Here is a 22486-nt window from a genome sequence, read left to right as displayed (position 1 = left end):
TGCCACAACACCCGGGCCCGCCGTTTTATTCAAACGGTCCGGTAGTGGTGAACGCCCCGCCCTGCAGCATTGCCACGGCGCTCCCGGGTGCGGGAGCTGGCTGCGCTTCGACCTTGGCGCGGAAGGGTTCCGACGAGTCCTGCGGCACGAACCCTAGCTTCTCGGCATAGCGGTTATCCCACCATGTGACCCTGTTGTCGGACATCCCATATACGACGGTGTGACCCACGTCCGGGGTGAGCAGGCTCCGTTGCAGCAGGTCGAGCAAGTCGTCGTAGCTGAGCCAGCTCGCCATCATGCGGCGGTCCTTCGGTTCCGGAAACGCCGATCCAATTCGAATGCTCACCGTCTCGATGCCATAGCGGTCGAAGTAGAACTGCGCCACGTCCTCGCCGAATGACTTCGACAAACCGTAGTAACCATCGGGGCGGCGCAGCGCGTGCGCATCGATCTTCTCGTCCTGCCGATAAAACCCCGTGACATGATTCGAGCTGGCGAAAATGATGCGCTTCACGCCGTGCTTGCGCGCCGCTTCGTAAAGGTTGTAGACGCCCTTGATATTGGCTTCGAGTACTTCCTCGAAGGGTCTTTCCACTGAGACCCCACCGAGGTGAATCACGGCGTCGCAGCCATCGACGAGTGCATCGACGGCTTGCTTGTCCGCCAGATCGCACGCGATGACCTCTTCGTTGGACGCGGCTTCGGACGGCAGCGCGGCCGCGAGATCCGAGACCCTGATGGTTTCTGCGAATGCCGCCACACGCGGGCGAATGACCTTGCCGACACCGCCGGCAGCGCCGGTCAGCAGCAGACGATCAAAAGGACGAATGTTGTCTTGGTTGGCCATGTGAGCCTGTCTCCATTAGCGCGGCTGAGCGGAGCTTGAAGAACTCCTGTTGCAATTGAATCAGCCGCCTCAATCATATTTCATTGTACGTTGTCATATGACTCCAGCGTGCATATAATCACTCGCATCCGTATTTGTCAACGATTCGAGAACATTATCCCAATCGAGGTGGCCGTGCTCAGATCGCCCAATGCACTGTTCGAACCATCGGGGCAGCCAGCCGCGCGACGAAGTCTGACAACTGAACTCGTCGATGCAATCCGTTTGCAGATCGAATCCGCCGAGTTGCGCGTGGGCGACAGGCTTTCGACCGAAGCGGAAATGGTCCAGCGTTTCAACGTGAGCCGAACGGTCGTGCGTGAGGCTTTATCCAAGTTGCAGGCTGCGGGGTTAGTAGAAACCCGACATGGCATTGGCACCTTCGTATGCGAAGCGCAGTCGCGCTCCCTCTTCCGGCTCGATCCCGAGGACTTGGCGGGTTCCATCGACGCCCTCGCCGTTCTTGAACTCCGGATCAGCCTGGAGACCGAAAGCGCGGGACTCGCTGCTGCGCGCCGCGATAAAAGCCAGATCGCCGAGATGCGGCGAGCGTTGGTCGAGTTCGAGCACAACGTGGGCAAAGCGACCGAGACCATTTCGCCCGATATCCGGTTTCATCTCGCGATTGCGAACGCTACGGGCAATCGCTATTTCGTGGAAATCCTGAAGCACCTCGGCATGCACATGATCCCGCGCACGCGGATCACACGAACGCAAATTCCGCCCGTGCAGTACGCCGAATACCTGACGCGCGTGAACCGCGAGCACGAGCAGATTTGCGATGCAATAGAACGTGGCGATGCCGATTCGGCGCGTACCGCGATGCGCCTTCACCTGATCAACAGCCGCGAGCGTTTGCGCCGCGCGAAAGAAAATAGCTGATGACGCTCAGCGTTTGAGCGGCGGCGCGACCGACGCACGATGCGTGACCGTCACAGGAAACTCGCGATAGATCGGGTACTCGGTGCCGTAGCATTCGTTCAGCAGCCACCGGACGGCGTTTTGCGTGAGGTCGGCCGTTGGAATATGTACTGATGTCAAACCCGGCGCAGAAAATGCGGCCGAGTAGTCATCGTCGTAACCCACTACGGACACATCGCGCGGCACCGAAATGCCCGCTTGCTGAAGGCACGACAATGCGCCGATCGCCATGGTGTCGTTGGCGCAGAACAAACCCGTGAAACGCTTCGTTGACGCGATCAGCAACCGCGCCGATTCATATCCGCCTTCAGGCGAGAAGTCGGACTCGATCATCTGCACGTCGCCTCGCTCGATGCCGCTGCGCGCCAGCTCTTCGAAAAATCCGGCTAGACGTGCCTGGTTATCGAAGGCCATGAACGGGCCTGAAATGACCGCTATTTCCTTGTGCCTGGCTTCGACCAGCGTCTTCGCCGCCAGCGTCCCGCCGCGATGATGATCCGGACAAAACGACGCTTCCGGCATCTGCGCAAAGTTGCGATTGAGAAACACCATCTTCGGATGCATGCGATGCAGCTTGACGAGGTCATCGTCATGCAGATCGTGACTCGTCACCACCACGCCGTCGCAATCGCGGCCGATCAGGAACTGCACGGCATCGACTGCCTGGTCGCGCGGGGAATCATCGCCGTAGCCTGTTGCCACGACCACATGCCTGTGGACCTTGCGCAGCTCGGTATCCGTCTGCTTCAGGATCGTGCCGTAGTACGGACCATGGAACGACGGCACGAAAATACCGATCATGCCGAGCGACTGCTGGGACAGCGCGCGCCCGATCGACGAAGGCCGGAAGTTGAGTTCGGCGATCGCGGCCTGCACGCGTGCGAGTGCATCGGCCGATACCGGTCCGCGACCGGAAATTGCCCGCGATGCCGTGGACATGCCCACGCCGGCGAGAACCGCGACGTCCTTCAGGGTTGCCACTATGACTCCATGATTTAAGCGCTATAACCGGTCGCCGCCGGTTTCATCGAAGAGGGAAATGCGTTCCTTCTGAATGGAAAAACCGGTGACTTCGTCGACTGCCGCCGTCGCGGATTCCTGCGCGATGGAAGCGATTTGGGCGCCATGATAATCGAGCCAAATTACCCGGTGGTTGCCCATGGGTTCGACGAGCGACACCGTGCCCCTGTGTTCGAACGCCGGATCGATCAAAACGTCCTCGGGTCGCACGCCGAGCACGCACGACTGATTTTCGCGCGGCGTTTTGACGAAGGGGTACGACGACACGTCCACATCCATGTGATCGTTCTGGAACTGGATGCCGCCGGCGTCGAAGTGAAGGGCGCCCTTGAGCAAGTTCATGCCCGGCGAGCCGAGGAAAGTCGCGACAAACAGGTTGTTCGGGCGCGCGTAGACTTCCGCGGGCGTGCCGATCTGCTGGATCACGCCGCCGCGCATCACGGCCATGCGGGTCGCAAGCGTCATGGCTTCGACCTGATCGTGCGTGACGTAGATCATCGTGGCGCCAAGACGCTTGTGCAGTTGCTTGAGCTCGCGCCTGAGTTCGGTGCGCAATTTGGCGTCGAGATTCGAGAGCGGTTCGTCGAAAAGAAACACATCTGCTTCACGCACGATCGCACGTCCGATCGCGACGCGTTGACGCTGTCCGCCGGACAACTGAGCCGGCCTTCGCTTCAATAACGGACCAAGCTGCAGCATCTCCGAAGCACGCGAGACGCGCCGTTCGATTTCAGCTTTTGGCGTCCCTGCAATCCGCAAACCGAACGACAAGTTGCGCTCCACGTTCATGGTCGGATAAAGCGCATACGACTGGAAAACAAGGGCGATACGACGATCCTTCGGGTCGGCCCAGGTCATATCCTGGCCACCGATTTCAATGCTGCCGCCGCTGACATCGATCAAGCCAGCAATGCTGTGAAGCAAGGTCGACTTGCCGCAACCCGACGGCCCGAGCAGCACCAGGAATTCGCCTGGCTCGACCTCCAGATCCAGTGATTCGATGATCGTATTGGCCCCGAGCTGGATCTCCAGATCGCGGATGGAAACATTCGATTTTCCTGCAGACATGACTGTAGACATAGATCGTCCTGGACTAACCCTTGACCGCACCGGAAGCAATGCCGCGGACGAACCAGCGACCCGAGACGAAGTAGATGGCAAGCGGCACCATGGACGTGAGAATGGTCGCTGCCATGTTGACGTTGTAGAGGCGCTCGCCGGTCGTGGTGTTGATGATGTTGTTGAGCTGCACGGTCATAGGCAGGTTCTTCGTTCCCGCGAACACGAGCCCCAGGATGAAGTCGTTCCAGATGCCCGTGACCTGCATGATGACCGCGACCACGATGATCGGCGTGGACATGGGCACCATCAGTTGCAGGAAGATGCGCCAGAAACCGCCGCCATCCACGCGCGCCGCCTGGAACAATTCGTGAGGCAAGGCCGCGTAGTAATTGCGGAATAGCAGCGTCATGACGGGCATGCCGAAGATCGTATGAATCAGCACGATACCCGGCAACGAGCTGAACAGATGCACGGTTGCCAGCACGCGTACCAGCGGATAAACCATCACTTGCACGGGAATGAACGCGCCCATCAGGAGGATCGCGAACAAGGTGCTTGCGCCGCGCGGCTTCCAGAATGAGAGCGCATAGCCGTTTACCGCGCCCACGAGAATGGACAGGATCGTACTGGGCACAACAATGCGAACCGAGTTCCAGAAGCCGACCTGAATACCCTGGCAATCAAGACCGGTACATGCGGACTGCCATGCTTCGCGCCATGCATCGAGCGTGAAGTGAACCGGGAATGCAAGGATGTTGCCCATGCGAATTTCGGCCATCGGCTTGACCGATGTCACGAGCATCACGTACAAAGGCAGCAGGAAAAACAACGCAGACGTCAGCAGGAACGCGTACACGCCAAGCCGCGCCGGAGAGAAACGCGGCTTGCGTCGAAGAGGCGGACGTAGTGTATTCATCGTGCATCCCTCAGCCGCAACGCGCGGCTGCGAACGTAGAAAACAGGCGCGAGAATCGCGAGCACGGTCACCAGCAAAACGATCGACGCCGCCGACGCAAGGCCCAGGTTCGCCCGTCCGAACAGATAGTCCATGATGAACTTCGCGGGCACTTCGCTCGCGGTGCCAGGACCGCCTTGCGTCATGGCGACGACTGCATCGTAGAGCTTGATCACCATCACGAACAGCAGGATGAACGCGGTCGAAATGGACGCGCCGAGCATCGGGATCACAATGCTCACATAGACGCGCCAACGCGGAATGCCGTCGATACGCGCGGCCTTCCAGATCTCTTCATCTATGCCGCGCAGTCCCGCAAGCAGCAATGCCATCACCAGGCCAGAGGCCTGCCATACGGTCGCGATCACGAGCGTATAGACGACCTTGTCCTGGTCGACGATCCAGTCAAAGCGCGCATGCGTGAAACCGAGCCGGTGCAGCACCTCCTGGATCCCGAGTTGCGGATTCAGTATCCATTGCCAGACAAGACCGGTCGCCACGAACGACATGGCATACGGATACAGGAACACCGTACGCAACGCGCCTTCGCCCACCACCTTCTGATCGATAAACACAGCCAGCAGCAACCCGATCGCAAGACACACGACGATAAACAACACGCCATAGATCACGATGTTCTGCAGCGACAGCATCCACCGGTCGTTGCTGAACAGACGCACATACTGCGAGACGCCCGCGAAGTTCGAGGACGCGAACGTACGCGAGTTCGTGAAGGACGTACGCAAGCTCCACAACATCGTGCCGAGGTACGCAAACACGACGGTCAACGCAAGCGGCACCAGCGCAATGTACGCAGCCAGGGGAAACCGCTTCCTCAGCGGTTTCTTCTTCGCGTGCCTTGCGGCAGGTTGCAGGGCTTTGTCGGCGGGAGTCACGGCCATCAGCTTTTCAGCCCGCTTGCAAAGGCCTTCTGCGCGTCCTCGACCGACTGGTTCTTGTTCCAGAAGTTGGTGATGACGTCCTGCAACGCGCCATTGATATCCGGCGGCGTCAGCATTTCCGGATTCGGCAGTTGCCGCGACTTGTCCTTCATGATCGCAATACCCATCTTTGCGCACATGTCGAGACTCGAATCATCGATGTCGGAACGGATCGGAATCGATCCCTTCTTCGCGCTGAACGCAACCTGCGCAGCCGGCGATGTCATCACGGTCGCAAGCAGCTTTTGCGCCTTGATCGCGTTGGCATCGTCGGTCTTGGGGAACACGAATGCATCGCCTGCAACCAGATACGGCGAATGCGGACCGAAGCCCGGGAAGCAGCCGAAGTCCTTTCCTGCAGATTGTTTCGCCGCGACGAACTCGCCCTTCGCCCAGTCGCCCATGATCTGGACACCGGCCTTGCCCGAGATCACCAGCGCCGTTGCGTCGTTCCAGTTGCGTCCCGGCGAACCCGGGTCGATGTAGTTATGCAGCCGCTTGAACTGCGTCAGCACTTTCTTGAAGGCATCGGATTTGACCGCGTTGACATCGCGATCGCGATAGATCTTCAAATACAGATCAGGGCCGCCGACATCGGCGAAAACGGCATCGAAGGTGATCTTCTCCTGCCAGGCCTGACCACCCAGCGCAAGCGGGATGATGCCGGCTGCTTTCAGCTTGTCGAGGTCCGCGATGAATTCATCGTACGTGGCGGGCTCTTTCGTGATGCCGGCCTTCTGGAACGCGGGCTTCGAATAGAAGAACCATGCCGGCATATGGATGTCGACAGGCGCCGCGTAGTAGTGACCGTTCGACTTGATACTCTCGATGATCGATGGCGGGAAGTTCTTGTCCCAGTTCTCCTTGGCGGCGACATCGTCAACGTTGTTCAGCAGGCCTTGATCGATGATGTCGTGGAATTGCTTTGATGTATTGAACTGGGCGGCCGTTGGCGGATCTCCGCCCATGATGCGGTTCAGCGCGGTCGAGCGCGCCTGGTCGGCGCCGGCCACCGCGTTGTCAACCCAAAGGCCGCCGGCCTTGTTGTAGGCATCGGCGAATTGCTTGATGGCGGCTGATTCGCCACCTGACGTCCACCAGTGGACCACGGTGGCTTTCAACGGATCGGCGTGCGCCGCGCTCGTGGCCGCGACGGCCGCAATGACGCTGACAACCAACTTCTTCATGCGGTTCATTGAGTCTCCTCCGGGCTGTCTCGCCCATGTGGTCCAACGGAATCTGCATCGATGCTGTGCTTAGGATTACTTACGCACGGGCGTTACGCTCCTCGAGGAACTTCGCGATGAGTTCGGCGCTGCGTTTGAACGTGCGCTTCTGCGTCTTGTAGTCCACATGAACCACGCCGAACCGACGCTCGTAACCAAAGGCCCACTCGAAGTTATCCATCAGCGACCAGATGAAATAACCGCGCACGTCCACCCCCGCCTTGATCGCGCTGTCGACTGCGGCGAGGTGGCGTTTCAGGAACGAGATGCGTTGCTCGTCGTTCACCTGGCCATCGATCACCTGGTCATCCGACGCCATGCCGTTCTCCGTGATGTAGATTGGCGGCAACGACGGATAGGTCTTGTGGAATCCGATCAGCAGGTCGCGCAGTCCATCGGGATAGACTTCCCAGCCCATTTGCGTGCGCTCGACACCTTGCAACGGCACTTCGGTGAAGCCATGCGCGCCATCGCTTTTTACGTTGCTGCGGAAGTAGTAGTTGATGCCAAGGAAATCCAGCGGTGCGCCGATGGTCTCCATGTCGCCATCGAGGACCAGCGGTTCAGTACCGGGCCACAGTTCGAAAAGATCTTTCGGATAGGACTTCTTCAAGAGCGGATCGAGCACCCAGGCGTTGTGCTGGGCTTCGAACAGGTGAGCGGCGTGTTTGTCGGCAGCGCTGTCAGTTTCGGCCGAGCTTTTCCCCATGTTCGCAACGATCCCTTTCAGCGAGCCGGGATCGTTTGCGCGCAGCACCTCGACGGCCTTGCCGTGCGCGAGCAGCAAGTGATGCATCGCCTGGCATGCGTATCGGCCGTTGGCCAGGCCCGGCGCATGATGGCCGTTGCCGTAGCCGAGGAACGCGGAGCACCACGGTTCGTTGAGCGTGGCCCATGCATCGACCTGGCCCTTGAGTTCGCGGCTCATCAAGTCCGCGTATTCCGCAAACCGATAAACAATGTCGCGATTCAACCAGCCGCCGCGATCTTCGAGATACTGCGGCAGGTCCCAGTGATACAGCGTGACGAAGACCTTGAGCCCCTTCTCTTTCAGGCGCCCGACCAGCTTCTTGTAGAAATCGATGCCCTTCCGGTTCGGCTGCCCCGCTTCGTCCATCACGCGCGGCCATGCAATCGAGAGCCTGTAGCCGTCGACATTGAGCGCCGACAGCAGATCGAGGTCCGCTTCCCAACGATGATAGTGATCGCATGCCACTGCGCCGGTGTCGCCGGCGAGCACCTTGCCGGGCGTGGCGGAAAACGTGTCCCAGATCGATGGAAGCCGGCCGTCTTCATCAACGGCGCCTTCGATCTGGTACGAGGCAGTCGCGGCGCCGAGGAGGAAATCTCGCCGCCAGAGGGCGGAATCGGCGGGTGGGGAAAACGGATCGCTGGAAATAACGGATGCGTCAGATGCCACGGAAACTCCTGTAGATCGGTGGAGTGGAAGCGCTTCCACAAGCGCTTGCGAACGATAGCAGCGCCGATTAAACAGGGACAATCCGGGTTTGTATGGATGCGAGGGGGAAGTGCGGGGAAGAGTCCGGATGAAGGTGAGCAGCGCAGGTCGTTGGTGATAAGGTGGCCTGCATCAGCCACATTAACATTCACATCACAGCGCGTAGGGCACGCGCACACCAGGTTGATCTGGCGAAAAATCTTTCGTGTTGCGTGAGACTAGCAGCAGCGAATGCGCTTGTGCCGATGCCCAAACGATCGCGTCCGGAAGTTTCACACGATATTTCTGACGGAGCTCGACCGCCCGCGCCGCGATCTTTTCGTCGATGGCAATGACACGAAATGTGTTGAGCCACGCACGAAGCTTTTCCTCGCTGTCAGGCGCAGCACCAACCATGATTTCCATCCACGTGATCAGGCTGATTGCTTTTGACTCGTAACGGGTCATTTCGGTCTTGGCCGCGTCGATCCGGTTCAGATAGTCAATGAGGATGCAAGTGTCGAATAAAGCGTTCACCATTCGGACCGCAGCCTCTCTTGGTACGCCAAACCATCCGCTTTCGTGTTCTCCCATAGGCCGAAAACGTCCGTAGCGAGAGCTGGCTTGCGCCGCGCAATGTACGAATCAAGCGCGTCGCGAATAACAGCAGCGCGCGCTCGTTTGTCCACTTCAGCAATTTGCGTTATATCGCTCAACTGCATGTCGGTTAAGTCAACAAGAATTCGGCTCATGATCATTCCCATATATGATATCTACATCATATATCACCCTGCGCCGAGAAGCAAGTTGCGCGATGCGGCTTCATATCGTCGCCACCGATCCCAAGTCCACCCGATAATTACTGCCGTTCACAAAACTCGCGCGCTCGGAGCACAGGAACACAACAACCGCCGCCACCTCCTCCGCTTTCTCGCGCCGTTTCAACTCCATGAACGGGCGCTCTTCATCGAGGAAACTTTTGACGGCGTCGTCGAAACTCGTACCGTTTTCCATTGCGCGCTTGGCCATCATCGCGTCGGTCATGGGCGTTGCAATGAACGCCGGCGACACCGCGTTCACGAGCACGCCCTCCCTCGCATACGTTTTCGACAACCCTTTCGCGAGGCTCAGTACACCCGCCTTGGCGGCGCAATACGGCAGCTCGTCCACATAGGGCTGCACGGCATCCTCGGAGGCGAGCAACACAATCCGCCCCCACCCGCTCCCCCGCATTTCATCGATAAACGCGCGCACCAGGCGCACCGGCGACATCAGGTCCGTATTCAGCGTACCGATCCAGCCTTGCTCATCGATCTCGTGGAACATCCCGGTCGCCCCCGTCACGCCGGCAGCGTTCACGAGAATCTGCGGCACGCCCACTTCGCCGAGCACGCGCCTTTTTAGCAATGCAACCGCGGCCGGGTCAGTCAGGTCGGCCGCGAACGCGCGCACACCGTGACCGAGCTTTCGCGCGGCTTCGTCGAGTGAGGATTGATTTTTGTCGGTGATGACAACCTGGACGCCTTCGGCCAGCAATTGATCGGCGGTGCTGAAACCGATGCCCGAATCTGCGCCGGTGATCAGCGCAATACGTCCGTTGATACCAAGATCCATGGTGCTCTCCCGTTCCCGCTGAACGCGTTCGCCAGTGGCGACTGTCCGTCAGCGCAGCACGAGGGATTCAGCAAAAACGGTGCCTCTGGAAAACCTTATCCGGCGCACTTCACAGGAATTCGCGCGACAAAACGCGTCCCCGCATCTGTGGACGAACTCACCGAAAGCGTCCCGCCGTGTGCCTTGACGATCTGCGAACAGATGTATAGCCCCAAGCCCAGGCCGCCGCTCGGCTGACTGGTCGAGGACCGCCAGTACGGCTCGAAAACCTTTGCGAGTTCGTCGAGCGCAATGGGATGGCCCCCGTTTGCAACGCTGATGACCAGATCGTCGGTATGAATTGCAGCATCGACGTGCACCGGCTGTTCCGGCGCGCCATGAGTCAGCGCGTTGGCAAGCAGGTTCGACAACAACTGCTGCACGCGGCCCCGGTCGCAATCGATACTGCCATCCACGTCGATATGTTCCAGCACAATGCGCCCGGGGTTCGCCGTGCGCAATTCCGCGACGACATCGGCAAGCGCATCGGACATGTCACTGGCAGGAGACAGCGTCACGCCCAGTCCGCCGCCAAGCCGCCCTCGCGCGAAGTCGAGGACGTCGTCGATCAGCCGCGACATGCGTTTGGTCGTTGCACGCAGGCGCGTCCCCAGCGACACAATAGCCGGGTCGTCACGGCGCGCCAGCAACTCTGCGGTCGCGCCAACAGCCGCCAGCGGGTTGCGCAGATCGTGACCAAGCACTGCGATGAACTGCTCGCGTAACTCTGCGGTCGCGCGTTCGTCGAGAAGCGCGGCTTCGGTCGCCGAACGCTCTTTTTCGCTCTCGAGCTGCAATGCAATCAGCTCGGCGAAGAGCGTGAACATGGTGAGCGTACGGGTGTCCGACACCACCGCCGGACGCGGATCGATCGCACAAAGGTTGCCAAAATATTCACCATTCGGCAGGATGATCGGCACCGAGATATAACTTTCGATGTTATAGATACGCGGCGTATGGTGGTTCTGGTAAAGCGGATCGGTGCTCGCGTGGTCGACCGTGATCGGGGCGCGCAGCGCCCTTGACTCGCTGCAAAGCGTGGTGTGAACGTCGAGCTGGCCGCCCGCCACGAGACCGAATTGAATCGTGTCGTGAACGGCGCACGCGGTCCAGGTTCCTTCGGTGACGCGCGCGACCGCCGCGAATCCGAGACCGGTGTTTTTACAGATTACGCTCAGCATGGATGGCACTGCGCCGATGCGCGCCACCGCAGCTACGTCGCGGGCGATATCTTCGTCGCGATCACTCATGGACGCGCGTTAAGGTAATAAAGAGCTGCATGGGGTTCAAAATTTGGCTTCGGGTTTCCGGAAAAATCGACATTACCATGTGCTGCACGATACAACATGTCGGGCCAATCTGACCGTTTTGCGAGTACCACTAGGGTAAAAATCATTGATGTTTCCGCACTCAATCTCATACAAAGAAGACCAATGACCGGAGCAGTCCTTTCCAAGTCGCCCACGGGCATTTCGGGTTTCGACGACGTGACCCTTGGCGGCTTGCCTCACGGCCGTCCCACCCTGATGTGCGGCGCAGCCGGTTGCGGCAAGACCCTTTTTGCAATGACCTTCCTGGCCGAAGGCGTTCTCAAGTACGGCGAACACGGCGTGCTGGTCAGTTTCGAGGAATCGGCGGAGGATTTGGCGGCCAACGTCGCGTCGCTCGGATACGACGTGAACGCCCTGATCGAGCAAAAAAAACTTGCCATCGATCACGTGAAGATCGACCCGACGGTCATCGAGGAAACCGGCGATTACGACCTCGAAGGCCTGTTCGTGCGCCTCGATTACGCCATCCGGAGCGTGAACGCCAAGCGCGTGGTGCTCGACACGCTCGAAGCGCTGTTCGCGAGTTTCCCGAATCCCGTTCTGCTGCGCGCGGAGTTGCGGCGGTTGTTCGACTGGCTGAAGGAGCGCGATGTCACTGCAATCGTGACGGCCGAACGCGGCGCGGGCGGCCCGGGGCAGCTCACGCGCCATGGCATCGAGGAATATGTTTCCGACTGCGTGATCCTGCTCGATAACCGCGTCGAAAACCAGGTCAGCACGCGACGCCTGAGAATCGTCAAATATCGCGGTTCGGCGCATGGAACGAACGAATACCCCTTCCTCATCGATACCACCGGCATCAGCGTGCTGCCCATCACATCGGCGGGCCTGTCGCACGTCACGTCGAACGAAACCACTTCCACGGGCATCGACGACCTGGACGGCATGCTGGGCGCGGGCGGCTATTTCGTGGGTTCGAGCGTGCTGGTTTCGGGGCTCGCCGGCACCGGCAAGACCACGTTCGCCGCCAAGTTCGTGGAAGCGCGCTGCGCGCTCGGTGAGCGCACACTCTGGTTCGCCTTCGAGGAGTCGCCCGAGCAGATCGTGCGCAACATGCATTCCGTGGGCTTGGATCTTGCGCAGTACCTGGGGAAGTCTCTGCGGATCGAATCGGCGCGCCCGAGTTTCTTCGGGCTGGAAATGCATCTTGCGCGAATGGCGCGGGACATCGAATTGTTCAAGCCGACCGCCGTGGTCGTCGACCCGATTTCCGCGTTGCGCGGCGTCGACGCGGAAGTGCATGCGACGCTGCTGCGGCTCGTCGACCTGCTCAAGGCGCACGGAATCACTGCAATTTTTACTAGTTTGACGAGCACCGATCAGGCGTCGAGCGTCGACGACCGCAGCATTTCGTCGCTGATGGACACATGGATCTCGTTGTCGCACATGGAAACGAATGGCGAGCGCAACCGGCTCGTGTACGTGCTGAAGTCGCGCGGCATGGATCACTCCAACCAGGTTCGCGAATACAAGATCAGCAACGAAGGAATCGCCATGGTGCCGGCTTATGTAGGAGCGCGAGGCGTGCTGACCGGTTCAGCGCGGCTTGCGCAGGAAGTTCAGGAGCGCGATGAAATCGCCGCGCGGGAAGAAGCCGTGCAGCAAAAAGTGCGTGAACTCGCGCGACGCCGCAAAGTGGTGGAACTGCAGGTTGCCGAGCTGCAATCGACGCTGGAAGCCGAAGCGGCGGAACTCGAGGCGCTGATTACGCAGCGCGACGAGCGCGAACGCACCCGCGACGCGGATCGTGTGGACATGGCGCGGGTCAGGCGGTCCAAGCAATGACCGACCATGAACCGTCCCCGGATGCCGAGTCTTACCTGTTGCGCCTGTACGTGGCCGGGGAAACGCCGAAATCGCTCGCCGCAATCCGCAACCTGCGCGCATTTTGCGCAACGCATCTGGCCGGGAAATTTTCCATCGAAGTCATCGATTTGCGCGTGAATCCGCAACTCGCCGCCGCCGATCAGATCCTCGCCATTCCCACCGTCGTGCGACATTTGCCGTCGCCGCTTAAAAAAGTCATCGGCGATCTCTCCGATACCGAACGCGTGCTCGTCGGTCTCGACCTTCGTCCGGGGATAGGCTCATGAACGCAAGTCCTGCCGGCGCGGACAGCGGGCTTTCGTCGACAGGGCCGCCATCGGCCCAGCTTGTGCTGCGCCTTTACGTCACGGGGAACACGCACCGCTCCACGCGCGCCGTGGAGAACGCCCGGCGTTTGCTCGAGGTCTACGCGGCGGGACGTTTCGAGCTTGAAGTCATCGATATCTATGTGCATCCCGAAGCGGCCATCGCCGCGCAGATCATCGCCGCGCCGACGCTGGTGAAGCTCAATCCCGGACCGCTGCGCCGGGTGATCGGCGACTTGTCGGACTCGAACAAGGTGCTCGCTGCGCTCGGCCTGAATGCATTCGACACCGCTGGCGCCGCGCCCCCCGCGCCCGAGAGCGCTTCCATCAAACCTTGACGCGCATGCCCGATCAATTCCGCGACCCACCCGTTGTATCGTCACTGGACACTGCGTCCATAGAAGAACTGCGCGAGCGGCTGCGCGAAGCGGAAGACACGCTCGACGCCATCCGCAGCGGCGCGGTGGATGCGGTGGTCGTCGGCAGCGACGAGGACAGGCGCATCTATACGCTCGAAAGTGCGGACCGGCCGTATCGTGTGCTGGTAGAGCAGATGCAGGAAGGCGCGGTCATGCTTTCCGGCGACGGCACGATCCTCTACGCCAACGAACGCGCCGTGCAGTTGCTCGACCGCGAAGTGGAGCATGTGGTCGGCCATGCCTTCAGCGCGTTTGTGCTTGAAGGACAACACGTACGGCTTGTCGAATTGCTGCAGGAAAGTGCGACCGGTCCCGCTCGCGACGAACTCACGGTGTTGTCAGCGAGCGGCGAAACGCCGGTGTATTGCAGCTTCAAGGCGCTCGATGCCGAACGGGACCGCGACCGCCTGATTTGCGGCGTGATCTCCGACTTGTCCCAGCAGCGGCAGATGGAAGCGCGGTTGCACCAGGCGCAGAAAATGGAAGCGGTCGGACAGTTGACGGGCGGTCTTGCGCACGACTTCAACAACCTGCTGCAAGCCATTCACGGCAATCTCGAACTGGTGAAACGCGTGCCGGCCGATTCCGAGCGCGTGCTTCGCTGGACCGACAATGCCATGCGCGCGGTGAGCCGCGGCGCGAAGCTGACCGCGCAACTGCTGGCGTTTTCGCGCTCGCAGAAGCTCGAACTGAAAGCGGTTGCGCTCGCGCAGCTCGTGCACGGCATGGCGGATCTTTTCGATCGCACGCTGGGTCCATCGGTCGATCTGAGGCTGGAACTCACCGACGAACACACGCTTGTCATCGCGGACGCAACGCAGCTCGAGCTCGCGCTCCTCAACCTCGCGATCAACGCCCGTGACGCCATGCCGTCGGGCGGCTTGCTGCGCATTGGGACGGTTTCGAAGACGATCACGGACGACGCCGATCTGGCCGATGGCGACTACGTGGAACTGAGCGTGGCCGACACCGGCACGGGCATGCCCGCCGATGTCGCCGCGCGCGCCTTCGAACCGTTTTTCACGACCAAGGAAGTCGGCGCGGGTACGGGGCTCGGACTGGCGCAGGTGTACGGGATCTGCCGGCAAGCGGGCGGCCATGCGCGTATTGACAGCAGTCCGCGCGGCACGCGCGTGTCGCTGTTCCTGCGCCGTTCGCCTGAAGCGCAGGCGGCGCCAGACCCATCGGCGGCGCTGATCGTCCAGGCCAGCAACGCCGGCGCGCCGCGCATCCTCGTAGTCGATGACGACCCGGATGTTCGCGCGTTCATGGTCGAGACGCTGGTGTCGCTCGGGTATCGGGTCGAGTCCGCGGCGAGCGGGCGCGCGGCGCTGCACATGATGGCCGAAGCACAGCCCGACTTGCTGGTGCTCGATTTCGCGATGCCGCATCTCGACGGCGCGGCAGTGGCGAAACTCGCGCGTGAGAAAGGCTATGCCATGCCGATTGTGTTTGCCAGCGGCTACGCGGACAGCTCGGCGCTCGATGCCGCGATGGGCACCAACATTTCGCTGTTGCGCAAGCCCTTCTCGATTGCGCGTTTGTCGGCGGCGGTCGCCGCGGCGTTGTCGCTGGAACGCTGATTCAGTTCACCAGCGGCGCGATGCCGATGGTATGGCCACGTTCGCAAGCACAGGGGCAATTGCTTCTTCGATGCCGGTATCGCCCCTTTGCCGCGCGTGCTCGGATTCCTCGGCAAGCCGGTTCACTTCCCATTCGCGCTGCCATTGCTCGACTTCCTGACGCCGTTCGATGGCGAGCCGCGCCTCCTCTTCCTCGTCGATCCACGCAGAGAACGTGGAGAATGCGCGTTCCATCGCTTCGTAATGGGCCGCCGGGCCGAAGACCGTGAACAGCAAACGCTCGCCGTGTCCGGGATGGGTCCAGTAGATCGCGAGTTCCTGATCGGCAACGGCGTCCGCTTTCGTGTATCGCGCGGCATGTCCGCTCGATACTGTTTCTGCCGCCGCTGCCGGCGCGAAATCGTTCCAGCGCATCATCTCTTCTTTCGATGCTACGAACTTTGGCGTCTGCGGTTTTTCATCGCGCGCGACGCGTTCCTTCGCCACGACCTTGACCGGCCAGTCGAAGCTGCCCGAACGCAGGCGCTGGAACTCGCCCGGAGCATCGCTGGAAATGAATTCCTTCGATACCCGGTTCACGTTCAGCGTGCGCGAAGCCAGCCGCAACATCAGATCGACGCCGCCGCCGAGCACGCGGATACGGCGTTCGTCCTCGCGGATTTCGGCGACGCACGGCGACGACGCCGGCGACTCGCGCCGGTCGTCCATATAGCCATGCACCCAAAGCACCGCCAGCACGAGCAACGATACCGCGACCGCAACGTCGGTCTGCGGCGCGAGCGCGAGCCCGGCAAACAGCATGGCGATAGCCACGGCGAATATGCTGATCTTCATGAACCGCCCAAGGGCGGAATCAGCCTGGAAGAAGGCAAGCAACCACATTGGATTTTCCCGGATCTTTTCTTTGTTTTGACTTCATATCCGCAGCCGGCATGCACGAAGGGTCTGGCTTCGCCCGGCCTGCGAAATGCACGATGCCTCGCAGAACACTGGATAACACTTCAAGGAAACGCTGCGGAAACCCCCGTTGCCGCAGCGCCCCTTTCTCTCACACACACGACCCCACCAGTTTCAGCAATGAATGATGCACGCGGCCTACTGCACCGCCCTCTCATTGCGTCCGCCTTTTCCACCCATTCCGTTTGCGACTTTCAGTACATGCCTACAAATGCCTTTGCTTTCGACTTCGCTTCGTTCACGCGCGCAGTTCGCGCACGAGCGCGGCCGTTTCTGCGCCGATGCTGCGAGCGTCTTGCGCGTCGCGCCTGCGTCGCGCATTCGTAGACGTGCGGATGCTCGTGACGCCGCTGGCTAAACACCTTGCGCGCGCTTCCGTCGGCGTACAGCCAAACCGTTCCTTGAAAGCGCGATTGAACGTCGATTCGCTCATGAAGCCGACCGCACAGGCGATGGCACCAATCAGATCGCGGGTGTGCATCGGCGATTCGAGGCGGCGCATGGCTTCGTCGAGCCGGCGCGCGCGCACGTAGTCGGCCACGCCGCCCATCGGTTCGAAGAGCGCGTACAACGCCGTACGCGATACCTTCAATGTGTCCCGCAAGCGCGCCGGACCGAGATCGGGATCGGCGAGATTGCCTTCTATGTAACTGAGCGCCTGCGCCCGGACCATGGGCGTGAGGCGTGGGTCGCCGGACTCCTCGCGGCGCTCGGCGCGGCGCAGCACGCACGCGGCCAGGAAATCGAGCGTGGCTTCGCCGGCGACGCTCGATTCTTCGTCGTCCATCGATGCAGCCACGTTCGCGAGACTGCGCACGTGCGATGCAACCAGCCGTCCGATCGGGTCGGTGGCTTCCCATGACAAACCATGCATCCGCAGCAGTCCGCCGGTGCGCCGGTCGATTGCCTGGCGCGGAATCATCAGCGTCAGCATGGGCGCATCGCGGCTGATGCCGATGTTTTCGACTGCCAGATCGCGCACGACCACGGAGCCGAGCGAGACTTCATGCGTATCGCGGCCGAACGTGGACAACAACCTGCCGTCGAGCAGGCAATGAACCAGGTAGTGGTCGACGCCCGAGGTCGCAATCTTGCGCTTCGTGCGCTGGAACGCGACTTCGCCGTGCGTGATGTGAGACGTGAGCAGCATGCCGCCGAGCGTCCAGCTTTCTTGGCTGGCCCTGAACGGGGTGACCGGCGTCTTCGGGCGCTGGATCTCGAACATGGCGTCGAGTCCCTCGCGCCAGATTTCCTCGGCATCGTTTTCCGCGAAATCGGCGCTGTCGAACTTGAGGATCAGTGGCATCGCTTTACTCTGCCTTTTTTATTAACCTGGCTGACTTTATATACCGGACCGGCAACAGTTTTGAAATAAAGCTGATTACCGGATGTTTCCTTTCGTTCAGGATGATTACCCGGTAACTCCGCACTTATTATCGGCTTTCGGCTGTAAAACTTTAGCGCGCGTTTAAAACGGCGGGATGACGAACGTGGAATTGAAAGTCACGCAAAAGCACGCTGCAGCGCGCGCTGCAGGCTTTAAAAACCGAATCGAATCAAGATCCCGATAAAACCGGCATCCGATCGAAACTGCGCCGCACGAGATGCCATCGAACGCGTTCTTGCGATTCGTGATCGAGTTCTGTCAGAAAGCGCGTTTTCCCGGCAATAACGGCGCCCACCGGCACGCCATCACGATAAAGCACGCGATTACCCGGAATGGCGGGGACTTTCTCGCCCGGCAATAACGTTCCCGCGAGATTCAGCGGATCGACGGCGCTGATGGCGATCAGGCTGCCATCGGCGGGACGGTTGCGCATGTCGCGCAGAAGCGGCACGGCATCGGGCAATGCAAATTGTTCACCCGACAAGCCGGCGACAAAACGGCCGCCGCGAATCTCGCCGCGCGCTTCCAGGCGGTGGAACACCCGCAGCAGGTCGCGCCACGGCGGCAGCCAGTCGGCCTCACGGTCGAGCAGACGCCAGAAGACGACGCCGTATCGGCGCAGCAGGATCATGGCGACGTGTTCCAGTGCATCTCCCGGTGCGCCGTCGCTTTGCGGGCGGCGCAGCAACGCCCAGCGTCCCGCGTCATCCATCCCGCCTATGAAACGCCCTCCCCGCCTTGGCCGGCGGCTGGAGAATGCGTTGCGCCGCGAGGCCGGCGCGAGCAATGCGCGCAAGCCGGCGAAACTATCGGCGTTGACCAGTCCCATCGATACCAGTTCGCCCAGCGCCGTCTCGAGTTCGGTGTCGAGCAGGCGGACATCGGAGCGCAGCTCGTCGAAGAACATGGCGCCGTGTTGTGTGAGCGCGTCGAAGACCATTTGCGCACGCGATGACGGCTCGGGCGACTGGACCGGCTGCATCAACGCATTCCACGCCGGCAGGTTGCGGCGCGGCAGCAGGACGATAGGCGTGGTGCGCACCGGTCCGCCCGAGCTGCGCGAGCGTATGCCCGGACGGCTCCAGACCACCTTGCCGGCGCGGCAGAGGTCGTCGAGCCAGGACATCGAATATTCGCCGAGACGCGCGGGCAGGATCTCGTCCTCCCATGCCACCGCCGGGGCTTCATAACCCTCGAGCTGCTCGATGACCGACATCAGCGCGTCATGGCCGTCGGCATGCGGATCGGCTCTGGAATCCGCGCTCAAATGCTGCCAGTCGAACTGGAAGCGCATGAAATCCTGCAACTCGACCGGTTCGATCTCGCGACGCAGGCGGCGCACGGTGTAACGGTGGATACGAGCGAGCAGATGACGCTCGCACCATTCTTCTTCCGTGGCGCCCGGCGTGAAGCGGCCGCGCATGACATTTCCCTCGGCTTCGAGACGCGTCAGCGCGAGCGCCACCGGCGACGCCGGGACCACGAGCGCGCGTGCGATTACCGCGACGGGCAGCGGACCAAAACCGCTCAGCCGCGCGCGTATGATTTCAACGAGCGCATCGTCTTCTGTCCAGGCGTCGTCGAAGCCCTGCAGCGGTTTCAAAGGCGGTTGCATCGATGCGACCGGATGGATCGCGCGCACGCATGTGAGACGTTCGACCGGCACCCACAACCCCTCCTTCGATGCCACCTGGAAACGCGTCGCACGGCCCGACTGCGCCAACGCGGTCAGCCATGCAGGCCAGCCTTCGTTGGCGTCTGCCTCGGCGTCCGTGATGCACGCAAGCGTTGACAGCGCTTCATGCATTTCATCGGCGTTACGCACCGACGGCCACGCTTCCTCGCGCACGCCCGCGATGGCGTCGGCATCGAGCGCGCCGAGATCGTCGGCGGAATCGGGATCGGTCCAGCGGCGGGCCAGTACGGCTTGCGTGCGGCGTTCCTCGATCGGGGCATCGTCGAGAAAGGCGTACGGACGCGCCGATAAAACCTCCGCCGCCAGCGGCGACGGCGCGGGCAGATCGCGCGTGACTAGCCTGATATCGCCACTTTCGATACGCCGCAGCAACGCCAGCCACGCATCGCAATCCATGGCGTCGTGCAGGCAGTCGTCAATCGTCTGGTCCACCAGCGGGTGATGCGGCACCTCGCGCTCGCCCACCACGTTTTCGATGCACGCCGCCTGGTCCGGAAACACGGCTGCAAGCAGGTCCTCACTTTTCATCCGTTGCAGTTGCGGCGCAACGCGTCTGCCTCCGGCATAACGCGGCAACGCCAGCGCGTTGGTCGCGTTCCAGCGCCAGCGCACGCCGAAAAGCGGCGCGTCGAGCAGCGCCTGGATCAGCACATGTTCCGCCGTGGCCGGACGCAGATAACGCCAGACTTCATCGAGTGGGAAGCTGTGGCCGCCCGTCAGCGACAAGACGATCGCGTCCTCAGTGGCCGCCGCCTGCAACTCGAAGTTGAATGTGCGGCAAAAACGCTTTCGCAGCGCGAGTCCCCACGCACGGTTGACGCGGCTGCCGAACGGCGTGTGAATGACGAGCTGCGTGCCGCCGGAGGCATCGAAGAAACGTTCCATCACGAGCGTATCCTGTGTCGGCAAGACGGATAGCGCAGCACGCGACCGAGCCAGGTATTCGATGATCTGCCGTGCCGCTGCCTCTCCAATGCCCGTGGTTTCATCGAGCTTGGCGATCGTTTCTGCAACCGTAGATGAGCCGAGCCACGTATCCACTTGCTGATGCAAGCGCGCTATCGCAGCCGAGAGCTCATCGCTGCGTCCGGGCGCTTCGCCAAGCCAGAACGGAATGTTCGGCGGCTGACCATGTGCGTCTTCCACGCGGACCCGCCCGCCTTCCACACGCAGGATCTTGTACGACGCGTTGCCGAGCTGGAACACATCGCCGGCAAGACTTTCGACCGCGAAATCTTCGTTGACCGTGCCGATCTGCAAGCCTTGCGGTTCAAGCAGGACCGCGAAGTCCGCGTTGTCGGGAATCGCGCCGCCGGACGTGACAGCGGTCAGGCGCCCGCCGCGCCGGCCGCGCACCGTATGCGTCACCGCATCGCGATGCACATAAGCTCCGCGCACGCCGGTTCGTCCCGTGTAGCCTTCGGCGAGCATCCGCAACACCGCATCGTATTGCGCGCGTTCGAGCGAGGCGTACGGCATTGCGCGGCGCACGAGCGCGAAGAACGCGTCCTCATGCCATTCGCGGCTCGCGACTTCGGCGGCGATCTGCTGCGCGAGGACATCGAGCGGCGCGTTCGGGATATGCAACGCATCGAGTTCGCCACGGGCGACGCAATCGAGCAACGCCGCGCATTCGATCAGGTCGTCGCGCGACTCGGGGAAGAGCCGTCCTTTTGGCGTGCCGCCGACCTGATGCCCCGAACGCCCGACGCGCTGCAAAAAGCCGCCGATCGACCCCGGCGAGCCGAGCTGGCAAACCAGCTCCACATCGCCAATATCGATACCCAGTTCCAGCGATGCCGTCGCGATCAGCACTTGCAACTCGCCGCGCTTCAGGCGCTGCTCGGCATCGAGCCGCTGCTCCTTCGCAAGACTGCCGTGATGCGCGGCGACCGCGGTCTTGCCGAGCCGCTCGGTGAGATGGCGCGCGACGCGCTCGGCCATGCGGCGCGTATTCACGAACACGAGCGTAGTGCTGTGCATGCCGACGAGTTCGGCGAGCCGGTCGTAGACACGCTCGCGCACGTCATTCGACATGATGGCGTCGAGCGGCACGGGCGGCAGTTCCAGCGCGAGGTCGCGTTTGCGGACGTGGCCGACATCGACAATGGAACACGGCCGGTTGCCCGTCAGGAACTTCGCGACGAGTTCGATCGGCTTTTGTGTCGCCGATAACCCGACCCGCACCGGCGTCTCCTGCCGCCGCTCCATGCACAGTGCGTCGAGCCGCTCGAGGCTCAGCGAAAGATGCGCGCCGCGCTTGTTCCCGGCGACCGCATGGATTTCATCGATGATCACCGTGCGGACCGTCGACAACATCGAGCGTCCGGAATCCGAACCCAGTAGCACGTAGAGAGATTCCGGCGTGGTGACGAGGATATGCGGCGGCCGCTTCCTGACAGCGTTGCGTTCCTTTTGCGTGGTGTCGCCGGTGCGCACGGCCGCGCGAATTTCAACCGGCGGCAGGCCGAGCCGTTCCAGTTCCGCCGAGATCCCGGCGAGCGGGTCTTCGAGATTCACGCGGATATCGTTGGAAAGCGCCTTCAGCGGCGAGACGTAGACCACGGAGGTCTCGTCGGCCAACGGTTCCTTCACGCTTTCATGCACGAGCTGATCGATCGCCGCAAGGAACGCCGTCAATGTCTTGCCCGAACCGGTAGGTGCAGCGACAAGCGTCGAGCGCCCGGCTTTCAGCAGCGGCCACGCACGGGCCTGCGCCTCGGTGGGCGCGGGGAAATGCCGGTTGAACCAGTTCGCAACGGCGGGATGAAAGCCGGCGAGCGGTTTTGGAGTCATTTTCCTGGCTGCGGTCATATCACTAGTGTATTAGCGGCGCGCAAAACGCGTCCGGCCCGCTGTGCCTCCGTCCGCCGAAATGA

The 22486-nt window shown here is 61.5% G+C and carries 18 protein-coding genes; 5 read left to right on the top strand and 13 right to left on the bottom strand.

The features are described 5' to 3' along the window. Window positions 1–25: 25 nt before the first annotated feature. Window positions 26–847 carry an NAD-dependent epimerase/dehydratase family protein gene (locus AX768_RS25620; RefSeq protein ID WP_062002904.1) on the bottom strand — a complete coding sequence of 274 codons (822 nt, stop codon included), beginning with the start codon at window positions 845–847 and terminating at the stop codon, window positions 26–28. Window positions 848–1015: 168 nt separating this feature from the next. Between AX768_RS25620 and AX768_RS25615 the strand changes: the two genes are divergently transcribed. Further along, window positions 1016–1768 (top strand): FadR/GntR family transcriptional regulator, encoded by a 753-nt coding sequence (locus AX768_RS25615; RefSeq protein ID WP_062002903.1) that lies wholly within the window; start codon window positions 1016–1018, stop codon window positions 1766–1768. Between the two features lie 6 nt (window positions 1769–1774). Here the strand turns inward: AX768_RS25615 and AX768_RS25610 are convergent, their stop codons facing one another. From AX768_RS25610 to AX768_RS25565, 9 genes are all read right to left on the bottom strand, one after another. Then, window positions 1775–2788, bottom strand: coding sequence for a LacI family DNA-binding transcriptional regulator (locus tag AX768_RS25610; protein ID WP_082779083.1), 1014 nt, complete (start codon window positions 2786–2788; stop codon window positions 1775–1777). A 21-nt stretch (window positions 2789–2809) separates the two neighbouring features. Continuing rightward, window positions 2810–3907: an ABC transporter ATP-binding protein gene (locus AX768_RS25605; protein ID WP_082771478.1), complete on the bottom strand. Its 1098-nt coding sequence runs from the start codon at window positions 3905–3907 to the stop codon at window positions 2810–2812. A 13-nt stretch (window positions 3908–3920) separates the two neighbouring features. Continuing rightward, window positions 3921–4805 (bottom strand): carbohydrate ABC transporter permease, encoded by an 885-nt coding sequence (locus tag AX768_RS25600; protein WP_062002902.1) that lies wholly within the window; start codon window positions 4803–4805, stop codon window positions 3921–3923. Then, window positions 4802–5746: a carbohydrate ABC transporter permease gene (locus AX768_RS25595; RefSeq protein WP_062002901.1), complete on the bottom strand. Its 945-nt coding sequence runs from the start codon at window positions 5744–5746 to the stop codon at window positions 4802–4804. Before AX768_RS25595 ends, AX768_RS25600 begins: the two co-directional genes overlap by 4 nt. Then, window positions 5746–6981 (bottom strand): ABC transporter substrate-binding protein, encoded by a 1236-nt coding sequence (locus AX768_RS25590; protein ID WP_062002900.1) that lies wholly within the window; start codon window positions 6979–6981, stop codon window positions 5746–5748. The genes AX768_RS25595 and AX768_RS25590 overlap by 1 nt, the downstream gene beginning before the upstream one ends. Before the next feature lie 70 nt (window positions 6982–7051). Beyond that, window positions 7052–8431, bottom strand: a complete 1380-nt coding sequence (locus AX768_RS25585) for a GH1 family beta-glucosidase (protein ID WP_062002899.1) — start codon at window positions 8429–8431, stop codon at window positions 7052–7054. Between the two features lie 192 nt (window positions 8432–8623). Continuing rightward, window positions 8624–8989 carry a type II toxin-antitoxin system VapC family toxin gene (locus AX768_RS25580; protein WP_062002898.1) on the bottom strand — a complete coding sequence of 122 codons (366 nt, stop codon included), beginning with the start codon at window positions 8987–8989 and terminating at the stop codon, window positions 8624–8626. A 282-nt stretch (window positions 8990–9271) separates the two neighbouring features. After that, complete coding sequence (locus AX768_RS25570) at window positions 9272–10063, bottom strand: SDR family NAD(P)-dependent oxidoreductase (protein ID WP_062002897.1); 792 nt, start codon at window positions 10061–10063, stop codon at window positions 9272–9274. A gap of 95 nt (window positions 10064–10158) precedes the next feature. Then, complete coding sequence (locus AX768_RS25565) at window positions 10159–11352, bottom strand: GAF domain-containing sensor histidine kinase (protein WP_062002896.1); 1194 nt, start codon at window positions 11350–11352, stop codon at window positions 10159–10161. 183 nt (window positions 11353–11535) lie between these two features. Between AX768_RS25565 and kaiC the strand changes: the two genes are divergently transcribed. From kaiC to AX768_RS25545, 4 genes are read left to right on the top strand one after another with little or no spacing between them, the layout of a single operon-like run. Beyond that, entirely contained in the window at window positions 11536–13218 is a 1683-nt protein-coding gene (gene kaiC, locus AX768_RS25560; RefSeq protein WP_062002895.1) for a circadian clock protein KaiC, read from the top strand. Next, window positions 13215–13526: a circadian clock KaiB family protein gene (locus AX768_RS25555; protein WP_062002894.1), complete on the top strand. Its 312-nt coding sequence runs from the start codon at window positions 13215–13217 to the stop codon at window positions 13524–13526. Before kaiC ends, AX768_RS25555 begins: the two co-directional genes overlap by 4 nt. Then, window positions 13523–13903 (top strand): circadian clock KaiB family protein, encoded by a 381-nt coding sequence (locus AX768_RS25550; protein ID WP_062002893.1) that lies wholly within the window; start codon window positions 13523–13525, stop codon window positions 13901–13903. Before AX768_RS25555 ends, AX768_RS25550 begins: the two co-directional genes overlap by 4 nt. Window positions 13904–13908: 5 nt before the next feature. Beyond that, on the top strand, window positions 13909–15567 hold the full coding sequence (locus AX768_RS25545) for a PAS domain-containing sensor histidine kinase (protein WP_062002892.1): 1659 nt from the start codon (window positions 13909–13911) through the stop codon (window positions 15565–15567). 6 nt (window positions 15568–15573) lie between these two features. On the opposite strand, the gene AX768_RS25540 is transcribed toward AX768_RS25545, so the two are convergent. The 3 genes from AX768_RS25540 to AX768_RS25530 all read right to left on the bottom strand — a co-directional run bounded on the left by AX768_RS25540 (window position 15574) and on the right by AX768_RS25530 (window position 22421). After that, complete coding sequence (locus AX768_RS25540; RefSeq protein ID WP_062002891.1) at window positions 15574–16449, bottom strand: hypothetical protein; 876 nt, start codon at window positions 16447–16449, stop codon at window positions 15574–15576. A gap of 313 nt (window positions 16450–16762) precedes the next feature. Continuing rightward, window positions 16763–17830 carry a helix-turn-helix domain-containing protein gene (locus tag AX768_RS25535; protein WP_062002890.1) on the bottom strand — a complete coding sequence of 356 codons (1068 nt, stop codon included), beginning with the start codon at window positions 17828–17830 and terminating at the stop codon, window positions 16763–16765. A gap of 250 nt (window positions 17831–18080) precedes the next feature. Further along, the gene (locus tag AX768_RS25530; RefSeq protein ID WP_062002889.1) at window positions 18081–22421 is read right to left on the bottom strand and encodes a DEAD/DEAH box helicase; all 4341 of its coding nucleotides are present in this window, start codon (window positions 22419–22421) and stop codon (window positions 18081–18083) included. Window positions 22422–22486 lie beyond the last annotated feature (65 nt).

It is taken from the genome of Burkholderia sp. PAMC 28687 (genome assembly GCF_001577465.1).
Classification (GTDB): Bacteria; Pseudomonadota; Gammaproteobacteria; order Burkholderiales; family Burkholderiaceae; genus Caballeronia.
Note: the sequence above shows the minus strand (reverse complement) of the source record. Positions and strands in the feature narration are given on the sequence as shown.

Coding starts and splice junctions, on each gene's coding strand:
- AX768_RS25545 (WP_062002892.1), top strand. CDS start 13,909: ATGCCCGATCAATTCCGCGACCCACCCGTTGTATCGTCACTGGACACT.
- AX768_RS25555 (WP_062002894.1), top strand. CDS start 13,215: ATGACCGACCATGAACCGTCCCCGGATGCCGAGTCTTACCTGTTGCGC.
- AX768_RS25540 (WP_062002891.1), bottom strand. CDS start 16,449: ATGTGGTTGCTTGCCTTCTTCCAGGCTGATTCCGCCCTTGGGCGGTTC.
- AX768_RS25620 (WP_062002904.1), bottom strand. CDS start 847: ATGGCCAACCAAGACAACATTCGTCCTTTTGATCGTCTGCTGCTGACC.
- AX768_RS25600 (WP_062002902.1), bottom strand. CDS start 4,805: ATGAATACACTACGTCCGCCTCTTCGACGCAAGCCGCGTTTCTCTCCG.
- AX768_RS25530 (WP_062002889.1), bottom strand. CDS start 22,421: ATGACCGCAGCCAGGAAAATGACTCCAAAACCGCTCGCCGGCTTTCAT.
- AX768_RS25605 (WP_082771478.1), bottom strand. CDS start 3,907: ATGTCTACAGTCATGTCTGCAGGAAAATCGAATGTTTCCATCCGCGAT.
- kaiC (WP_062002895.1), top strand. CDS start 11,536: ATGACCGGAGCAGTCCTTTCCAAGTCGCCCACGGGCATTTCGGGTTTC.
- AX768_RS25550 (WP_062002893.1), top strand. CDS start 13,523: ATGAACGCAAGTCCTGCCGGCGCGGACAGCGGGCTTTCGTCGACAGGG.
- AX768_RS25595 (WP_062002901.1), bottom strand. CDS start 5,746: ATGGCCGTGACTCCCGCCGACAAAGCCCTGCAACCTGCCGCAAGGCAC.
- AX768_RS25535 (WP_062002890.1), bottom strand. CDS start 17,830: ATGCCACTGATCCTCAAGTTCGACAGCGCCGATTTCGCGGAAAACGAT.
- AX768_RS25570 (WP_062002897.1), bottom strand. CDS start 10,063: ATGGATCTTGGTATCAACGGACGTATTGCGCTGATCACCGGCGCAGAT.
- AX768_RS25590 (WP_062002900.1), bottom strand. CDS start 6,981: ATGAACCGCATGAAGAAGTTGGTTGTCAGCGTCATTGCGGCCGTCGCG.
- AX768_RS25565 (WP_062002896.1), bottom strand. CDS start 11,352: ATGAGTGATCGCGACGAAGATATCGCCCGCGACGTAGCTGCGGTGGCG.
- AX768_RS25580 (WP_062002898.1), bottom strand. CDS start 8,989: ATGGTGAACGCTTTATTCGACACTTGCATCCTCATTGACTATCTGAAC.